Consider the following 8,868-nt stretch of genomic DNA (forward strand, 5'->3'; position numbering starts at 1 on the left):
GCTATAGATGGCACAACAGAAAGTAAACCCATATGTGATAGCACTTACGGTGATGATACCAACCTTTATGGTTCTTATGGATACATCCATTGTTAGTGTAGCTTTACCGTATATTGCAGGACCACTATCTGTTACACCGGATGATGCAGCCTGGACACTGACTGTATATATCGCAGCCAATGCTATAATTCTTCCCGTTACGGGCTTTTTTGCTCAAAAGTTTGGTAGAAAAAAATTTTTTCTTTTTAATGTTATTACTTTTACTGTATCTTCATTTTTATGCGGTATTGCTCCAAATCTAGACCTTTTGCTAATATTTAGGGCGCTTCAAGGTTTTAGTGGTGGTACGCTTCAGCCATTATCTCAGGCAATACTTATGGAGAGTTTTCCTATTGAAAAACGTACGCAAGCAATGAGTATCTTTTCTATAGGTGTTGTATTTGCACCAATTTTGGGACCTTTGCTTGGAGGCTATATTGTAAATAATTACGATTGGCGCTGGATGTTTTTAATTAATGTTCCATTTGGTATTTTAGCTACCATAATGATAATTTTGTTCATATTTGATCCGGATTATGCTAAAGCTAAGAAAGAATTAAAAATAGACTATACTGCCTTAAGTTTTTTAGTACTTGGCATTGGTTCACTGCAAACAATGTTAGATAGAGGCCAGGAGTATGATTGGTTTAATTCTAATTTTATTGTAGTGCTTGGATTGATGAGTTTCTTTTTTATATCAATGTTTTTAATTAAAAATTACTTTTCAAAAACACCGCTTATTAGAATGTATCTGCTAAAAGATAAAAATTATGCATTTAGTGCAATTGCAATGTTTTTTCTGGGTTTTTTGTTTTTTACCACAGTAGCTTTACTGCCAAATTTAGTACAAACACTGTTAAAGTATGATGCCTATACTGCAGGCCTTATAATGATGCCAGGTGGTATTGCAAGCCTGGTTGTAATTGTTATTCTTGGACGGTTTTCTACTAAAATTAATCAAAAGATAGCTATTTTTATAGGTAGTCTGGTTGTGTTTTATGCGCTTTATCTAATGGAGCAGATAAACCTGAGCGCATCGCCGTACTTTATAACACTAGGGAGAGTTATAATAGGCTTTGGCTTGCCTTTGATTTTTATACCTATAAATGTGCTTGCATTTAATTTTTTAAAAAAGGAAGATATGAATGAAGCAAGCAGCGTTATTAACTTTACAAGAAATATAGGCGGAAGCTTTGGAATATCGTTTATGATTGATACATTTGTGCAAAGAAGATGGGAATTTCATAGAGATGCATTGGTATCGCACATAAATAATGCTAATCCAATTTTCAATAATCTATTTGAAAAGATGAGACTTTACCTTGTGGATAGGGGATTTTCTTTTGCAGACTCATACCACAAAGCTATTGCTTTGGCAAACAATACGCTCAATGCGCAAAGTTTGATAATGTCATACCAGGACGCATTTCATGTAATGATGTGGATGTCTTTGATATTTATAGTATTTTTACCATTTATTAAACGTGTAAAAAATAAAGCTAATACTCCGGTTAACTTTGAGATGTAGAAAATAAATTTGAATCTTTAACAATGTAAATGTCAAAATAGTTTGATAAATTTTTTTATTGGTATATAATAGCAGTAAATTTTTTTGGAGGAAGATGAATGTTAGGTTTTTTTAGAAAGCACAAAAAATATTTTTTTGTAGTGCTTGTTCTTGCTACGCTAAGTTTTATTGCTGGTGGTGCATATCTTTATGTAGCAGGCCCATTTAAAATGGGTGAGGATGTTGCAATTAAAGTAGGTTCTACAAAAATATCCACGCAGGAGTATTTAAACACATATAATCAACTTTATAGTTTTTACTCTAATTTGCTTGCCCAGATGAAAGGTGGTAATGTTACAGAGCAAGATATCAAAAATCTCCATTTGAAACAAAAAACAGCTGATTTATTAATCGATAGAGCATTATTATTGCAAGAAGCGAAAAGGGAAGGTATAAAAGTAACGAAAGAAGATATACAAAAAAGCATAGAAAAAAATCCTGTATTTGCAGAAAATGGAAAATTTTCCAAAGATAAATATTTGCTTGTTTTAAGGGAAAATCATTTAAAGCCTGCCGAATTTGAGGAATCTATAAAAAATGATTTATATATAGAAAAACTAAAAGATTCGATGGCAAAAAAAATCAATATTACTGATCAAATGGCAAAGAAATATTTTATAGACAATTTTTCAAATATACAGTTATCTTATGTGGATTTTGATGCAAATGCTTTTGCACAAAAAGTAACCTATAATGATACTGACTTAAAAAATTATTATAATAAAAACAAGCAGGAGTTTACAGAACCGGCTAAAGTAGATATAAAATACGCTGCTATAGATATAGCTTATCTTGCACCAAAAGAAAAGGTAACGGACCAGGAAATGAAGAGTTTTTACGATACACATCAGCAAAGTTTTCAGACACCACCACTGTATAAAATTGCTCATATTTTAATTAAGCCAAATGGAAATTCGAAAGAAGATTTAAAAGCAGCACAAGCCAAGGCAGAAGAAATTTATAAAAAATTAACTCCAGATGATTTTGAACAAATGGCACAAAAATATTCAGATGATCCCTACTCAAAACCAAAAGGAGGTGTACTTGGCTGGTTATATCAAAGTATGTTTAAACCAGATAGTGAATTTGCAAAAGTAGCTTTTAGTTTAAAAAAAGGTGAAATTTCCAAACCTTTCAAAACGCAACTTGGCTATGAAATAGTTTATGTTATGGATACGAAACCTTCAAAAACAATTAGCTTTGATGAAGCAAAACCATATATAAAACAAGTATTGCAAATGCAAAAAGCGCAGGATAACTTATTCAGAGAAAGCAAAAGAATTGCATTAATGATTAAAAATCCTGCAGATTTTGATAAAATTTGTAAACAAGAAGGTTTAAAAGTACACCAGACAGGGTTGGTAGCAATAGATTCTAATGTATTACCTCAAAATATTCTTCAGAAAGCTTATGAGTCTACAACAAATACATTACTCGGTCCCGATGAAGTTAAAGTAAACAATAATACTGCTTACATAATTTATGAAACTACAGAAAAGAAAAACCCATACTTGCCTGATTTTGATAAAGTAAAAGACAAAGTTATAAAAGCTTACATTAAATATAAAGCTAAAGAGCTAGCAAAAGATGCATTTTTAAAAGCTTTAACTGAAAAACCACTTAATTTAGAGAAGATAGCGTCTGAGTATAATTTAAAAATTCAAACAACTCCAATGTTTTCAAAAATGAATCCGGACCCTAATTTTGCCTGTTTTAATAATGCAGAAAATATCGATTTTATTTTCAAGCAAAATAAAGGTTTTGTAGGTAGCTGCAGCGCAAATTCGGATAATTATATTTACCAGATTGCCGACAAAAAAGCCGATATGAATCTTTATGAGCAATATAAAAATCAGCTTAAAGCCCAAATGAAAGACGAAGAAGTTGGCAAAGCGCTTGAAAATTTATTAAAGACTCTAAAAGCCAATACAAAAATTGTAATAAATCCCCAAATCGTAAATGAAAGCTCCAATCAATAAAATTGTTGAGACACTTAGAGAAATTTACCCTTCCTTGCAAGAGCCTATTGTTACAGAGGTTGCAAGAGAGGGTAACCCTTTTTTTGTTTTGATATCTACTATACTGAGTTTGCGCACAAAAGATAAAACAACAAAAGAAGCTACTCAAAGACTATTAAGTGTAGCAAAAACGCCAAATGAGATGCTTAAATTAACGCAAGAGCAAATTGCAAAACTCATTTATCCGGTAGGTTTTTACAATGTTAAAGCAAAAAACATACTTGAAGTATGTAAAATTCTGGTAGAAAAATACGACTCTAAAGTGCCAGATAGTCTTGAAGATTTGCTGGGTTTGCCAAATGTAGGAAGAAAAACGGCAAATCTTGTTTTATCAAAGGGTTTTAATATCCCTGCAATTTGTGTGGATATTCATGTTCATAGGATTTCTAATAGGTTGGGGATTGTAAAAACAAAAACACCAATTCAAACAGAATTTGAACTTATGAAAGTATTGCCAAAAAAGTACTGGATTGAGTATAACGATTTGCTTGTGCCTTTTGGTCAAAATATATGCACGCCAATATCGCCATTTTGCTCAAAGTGCAAGTTAAGTTTTATATGTCCTAAAATTGGCGTTAAAAGCTCAAGATGAGTTACATTGAAACGCTTAAAAATTGTGCTAAAGATAAAAAAAGAGGCTCGCTTGATATAGCATTAGATATTATTGAAGCAAGTTTTGCGCTCGCAAACTTAAATGAACACAAAAAACTAATTGTATTATTGAATGAGATAATAAAAAAGCAGCCTTCAATGTCTCTTGTTATAAATGTGTGTTTTAAAATAATAGATTTGTTAAAAAAAGATGAAGTCCAAAAGATAATTTTTTTAAAACAAGATTTACTTGATTTTATACAGGAATCTACACTAAAAGCCTCAAAATTTTTAGATGGAAAATCTGTATGTACAATTTCCTACTCAAAAGAAGTTTTTTTAAGCATTACAAAATCTTTGTGCAAAACTGTTTATATTGGTATAGGTCATCCCAAAAAAGAAGGTGAAGCTTTTGCTTTAGATTTGAAAAAAATCGGTAAGAATGTTGTGGTATTTGAAGATAATAATTACTTATTTGGTGCCAAAATGTGCGATGTATTTTTAAGTGGTGCAGATGCTTTGTTTGATGATTTTTTTGTAAATAAATCGCAAACCTTTTGTTTATGTTTGCTTGCAAGATACTTTAAAAAGCCTTTTTATGTAATAGCAAACAAATACAAATATTTACCAGAAAAGCTAAAAAATTACTATAAAATTTTACAAATGCCAAAATCAGAGGTTACAAAAAAAGATTTAGATACATATAATGTATATTTTGAAGAAATACCTTTAGAACTTGTTACTTTAATAGGGGGTTAAAATTGGAGTTTTTATTTGGACCGGTGCCATCAAGAAGGTTAGGCTTAAGCCTTGGGATAAATATAATACCTCACAAAACCTGCAATTATAATTGTGTATATTGTGAGGTAGGAAAAACCACTAATTTGACAAACAAAAGGCAATCGTTTTACAATATTGAAGATATAAAAAAAGATTTTGTTGAGCATGTGGATAAAGTAGGAAAATTTGATTTTATAACCTTTTCTGGTAGTGGTGAGCCTACTTTAAACAAAGATTTAGGGGAGCTTATAAAGTTTGTAAAAAGCTTTAATAAAGCAAAAATTGCTGTTTTGACAAATGGTAGTTTGCTTTATGATCAAGAGGTAAGACGAGAGCTTTATGAAGCTGATGTTGTAATACCAAGTTTGGATGCAGCCATAGAATCCACTTTTAAACGTATCAATCAACCACATAAAGAACTTAACTTAAAAAATATTATAGAAGGTTTAAAATTGTTTACACAAGAATTTAGCGGGGAAGTGTGGCTTGAAATTGTTTTCGCAAAAGGTATAAATGACAAGAAACAGGATATTGAAGCGCTAATTAAAGCTATTGAGTATATTAAGCCAAAAAAAGTACAAATAGGTACAATTGAAAGACCTCCAGCGTTCAATGGTGTACAAAAACTATCAAACGATGAGTTGATGAGTATTTATATGGCTTTGAAAGACTACAATGTTGAGCTTATAAAACCTTTTGCAGATAAAAATGTAAACTTTGATGAATTTTTGGAAAAATCTATAATAAAAATGATAAGCATAAGGCCATGCTCAATAGAAGAGCTTTCAGACGTATTTGATGCTAAAAATGAAGATGTTGATAATATAGTTACAAGGTTAATTAATGAAAAAAAAGCATTTAAAAAAACATTTGGTAATAAAGAATTTATAAGCGCAAGGAAGTAATAGTGAATCAAGCGAGTGCAGACTATAAAAAAGAATCAAAAAAAGTAATAAATAAATTACTTATAGCTTCAACTTTTATAAATTTAGCACTAACAATCATTAAATATGTTCTAGGTAAATGGATTGGAAATGTTGCTTTACAGGCTGACGCACTTCACTCTAGTCTTGATGTGCTCTCCAGCGTTATTGTGTTTAGTGCGATGTTTTTTTCTTATATAAAAAGTGAAAAATTTCCATTTGGCTTGTATAAATTAGAGAATATAGCATCGAGTTTTGTTTCTCTACTTATTATATTGACTGCGTTTGAGATAGGCTATAGTCTATTTGAAAAACGCGAGCCAGTCCACACAAGTGTTTTAAATCAAATAATCGTTGCAATTGTACTATTTTTTATAGTTATTTTAATGTATTTATACAGTAAATATGAAAAAAAAATAGGTACACAATACTCATCAAGTGGTTTGGTTTCAGATGCCGAACATATTAAAAGTGATTTATTTTCAATTTTTATAATAATTTGTAGCATAATTTTTTCAATTTTCGGTTTGAATATAGATAAGTATGTAGCTATTGTAATTGTAGTTATGATATTGCATTCTGGTTTTGAATTGTTAAAAAATTCCACGCTTGCTTTGCTTGATATAAATGTTGATAAAAAGACAATAGAAGCTATAAAACAGGAAATTTCACAATTTGAACATGTCAATGAGATAACTTCCATTAAAGGTCGAAAAAGCGGACGTTTTATGCTTTTAGAAATTATTGTTAAGCTTGATATTGCAAGTTTTGAGGAAGCACATAAATTATCAAGCCAGATAGAACAGCGCATTTATGAAAAATTTCCAAATGTTGATAATGTTATAGTCCACTATGAACCAATTGAAAAAAAGATTGTAAAAATATGTATACCTCAAACAAAAAACGAACAGATATCAGAAGATTTCAGCAACAGCAATTCTTTTTTGATTATAGATTATGATTTATCAAGAAAAAAAATTTTAAATAAACAGCAAAAACCAAATGATTTTTTAGAGTTAAAAGAAAAAAAAGGTATTCAGATTGCTTTATATTTAGTAAAAGAAGGTGTGGATATTATTGTAACCACAAAGCATATTGAAAATACTGGTCCATATTTTGTTTTTAAAACGCATAATAAAAAATTTTATGTAGTTGAAAATGTACAAATTGACAATCTGGAAGAATTATTAAAAAACATTTCAAATAAAATATATGTTAAGCAAACAGGGGAGGAAACATAGGTATGATTATTATCGGGAGCGATCATGCGGGTTTTGCTATGAAAGAAGCTATTAAAGAATATTTAGCTGGTTTAAATTACCTTGTAGAAGATGTGGGCACATTTAATGAAGATTCAGTAGATTATCCCGATTTTGCAAAAAAAGTTGCAAAAAAGGTTCAAGATAGTGATAATCTAGGTATTCTTATCTGTGGAACAGGTATTGGTATGAGTATTAGTGCAAATCGTTTTGTGGGTATAAGATGTGCATTGTGTCATGATGCTTATACAGCAGAATTTGCACGCAAACATAACAATGCAAATATTTTAGCTTTTGGAGGAAGGACTACAGGTCTTGAGATAGCAAAACAAATGGTGTATATTTTTTTAAACACGTCTTTTGAAGGCGGAAGGCATCAAAGGCGTGTAAATAAAATTGATACGGAAGGTGAAGAATGAATCTAAAAGACTCATTAAAAGACGCTGACATTGAACTTTTTGAGGCTATAGAAAAGGAAAAACAAAGACAAAATTTTTCTCTTGAAATGATTGCAAGCGAAAATTTTGTTTCAAGGGCAGTTTTGGAGGCACAGGGTTCAGTTTTAACAAATAAATATGCTGAAGGGTATCCAGCAAAACGTTATTACGGTGGATGTGAATTTGTTGATATTGCAGAACAACTTGCAATTGATAGGGCAAAAAAATTATTTGGTGCAGAGTATGTAAATGTCCAACCACATTCTGGATCTCAGGCTAACATGGCAATCTATATGGCAGCTCTCCAGCCAGGTGATAGGGTGCTTGGCATGGATTTAAGCAATGGTGGGCATCTTACGCACGGCTCAAGGGTAAATTTTTCTGGAAAATTGTACCTTACATTTGGATATGGAGTAAATCCTGAAACTGGTAGAATTGATTATGATGAAGTAGCTCAAATAGTTGATGAGTTCAAACCAAAACTCATTGTGTGTGGCGCCAGTGCTTATCCAAGGGAAATTGACTTTAAGAAATTCAGGGAAATTGCAGATAGAGTAGAAGCTTATGTTTTAGCAGATATTGCCCATATCGCAGGTCTTGTTGTGGCTGGTTTACATCAAAGTCCAATTCCTTATTGTGAATTTGTTACCACAACAACGCACAAAACTCTAAGGGGTCCAAGGGGTGGTATGATAATGTCTAAAGAGTTTTTTGGCAAAGCCATTGATAAAACAATTTTCCCTGGTATTCAAGGTGGACCGCTAATGCATGTCATAGCAGCAAAAGCAGTTTGCTTTAAAGAGGCGTTAAGCCCAGAGTTTGTTGAGTATCAAAAGCAAATCGTAAGAAACGCTAAAAAACTTGCGCAAGTTTTGATAGAAAACGGCTTTAAGCTCGTATCGGGCGGTACGGATAATCACATGATACTGGTTGATCTTACAAATAAAAACGTTACAGGTAAAGAGGCCGAAGAAGCGTTAGGTCAGGTAGGTATAACCGTAAATAAAAATACAATTCCTGGCGAAACAAAAAGTCCTTTTATTGCAAGTGGTATAAGGATTGGAACTCCAGCACTTACCACACGAGGTATGAAAGAACAGCAGATTGAAATCATAGGCCAGCTAATCACTGATACATTGAATAATATTGGCAATGAAAAAGTTTATAATAATATTAGACAAGAGGTGAAAAAACTCTGCGAAGAATTTCCTTTGCACTATTAATTTTGCTTTTTAGCTTTTTAATACATATAAG

General features: G+C 31.5%; 8 protein-coding genes. All 8 read left to right on the top strand.

What is annotated here, in order from left to right; translation table 11 throughout:
* Positions 1–7 precede the first annotated feature (7 nt).
* The 8 genes from Q0C22_RS03630 to glyA all read left to right on the top strand — a co-directional run bounded on the left by Q0C22_RS03630 (position 8) and on the right by glyA (position 8,837).
* The gene (locus Q0C22_RS03630; protein ID WP_291490740.1) at positions 8–1,567 is read left to right on the top strand and encodes a DHA2 family efflux MFS transporter permease subunit; all 1,560 of its coding nucleotides are present in this window, start codon (positions 8–10) and stop codon (positions 1,565–1,567) included.
* Positions 1,568–1,665: 98 nt separating this feature from the next.
* A complete protein-coding gene (locus tag Q0C22_RS03635) occupies positions 1,666–3,585 on the top strand; it encodes a peptidylprolyl isomerase (RefSeq protein WP_291490742.1) in 1,920 nt (639 codons plus the stop codon).
* Positions 3,566–4,216, top strand: a complete 651-nt coding sequence (gene nth / locus Q0C22_RS03640; protein ID WP_291490744.1) for an endonuclease III — start codon at positions 3,566–3,568, stop codon at positions 4,214–4,216. Before Q0C22_RS03635 ends, nth begins: the two co-directional genes overlap by 20 nt.
* The gene (locus tag Q0C22_RS03645) at positions 4,213–4,974 is read left to right on the top strand and encodes a hypothetical protein (protein WP_291490746.1); all 762 of its coding nucleotides are present in this window, start codon (positions 4,213–4,215) and stop codon (positions 4,972–4,974) included. The genes nth and Q0C22_RS03645 overlap by 4 nt, the downstream gene beginning before the upstream one ends.
* Positions 4,975–4,976: 2 nt before the next feature.
* Positions 4,977–5,900, top strand: a complete 924-nt coding sequence (locus Q0C22_RS03650) for a radical SAM protein (RefSeq protein ID WP_291490748.1) — start codon at positions 4,977–4,979, stop codon at positions 5,898–5,900.
* Positions 5,901–5,902: 2 nt separating this feature from the next.
* A complete protein-coding gene (locus Q0C22_RS03655) occupies positions 5,903–7,159 on the top strand; it encodes a cation diffusion facilitator family transporter (protein ID WP_291490750.1) in 1,257 nt (418 codons plus the stop codon).
* A 2-nt stretch (positions 7,160–7,161) separates the two neighbouring features.
* Positions 7,162–7,596, top strand: coding sequence for a ribose 5-phosphate isomerase B (gene rpiB / locus Q0C22_RS03660; protein WP_291490752.1), 435 nt, complete (start codon positions 7,162–7,164; stop codon positions 7,594–7,596).
* Positions 7,593–8,837 carry a serine hydroxymethyltransferase gene (gene glyA, locus Q0C22_RS03665; RefSeq protein ID WP_291490770.1) on the top strand — a complete coding sequence of 415 codons (1,245 nt, stop codon included), beginning with the start codon at positions 7,593–7,595 and terminating at the stop codon, positions 8,835–8,837. The genes rpiB and glyA overlap by 4 nt, the downstream gene beginning before the upstream one ends.
* Positions 8,838–8,868: the final 31 nt, after the last annotated feature.

The sequence above is a fragment of the Desulfurella sp. genome (assembly GCF_023256235.1).
Lineage (GTDB): Bacteria > Campylobacterota_A > Desulfurellia > Desulfurellales > Desulfurellaceae > Desulfurella.

What these genes read in the sequence shown, in the direction of transcription:
- Q0C22_RS03630 (WP_291490740.1), top strand. Translation starts at nt 8, where the DNA reads ATGGCACAACAGAAAGTAAACCCATATGTGATAGCACTTACGGTGATG.
- Q0C22_RS03635 (WP_291490742.1), top strand. Translation starts at nt 1,666, where the DNA reads ATGTTAGGTTTTTTTAGAAAGCACAAAAAATATTTTTTTGTAGTGCTT.
- nth (WP_291490744.1), top strand. Translation starts at nt 3,566, where the DNA reads ATGAAAGCTCCAATCAATAAAATTGTTGAGACACTTAGAGAAATTTAC.
- Q0C22_RS03645 (WP_291490746.1), top strand. Translation starts at nt 4,213, where the DNA reads ATGAGTTACATTGAAACGCTTAAAAATTGTGCTAAAGATAAAAAAAGA.
- rpiB (WP_291490752.1), top strand. Translation starts at nt 7,162, where the DNA reads ATGATTATTATCGGGAGCGATCATGCGGGTTTTGCTATGAAAGAAGCT.
- glyA (WP_291490770.1), top strand. Translation starts at nt 7,593, where the DNA reads ATGAATCTAAAAGACTCATTAAAAGACGCTGACATTGAACTTTTTGAG.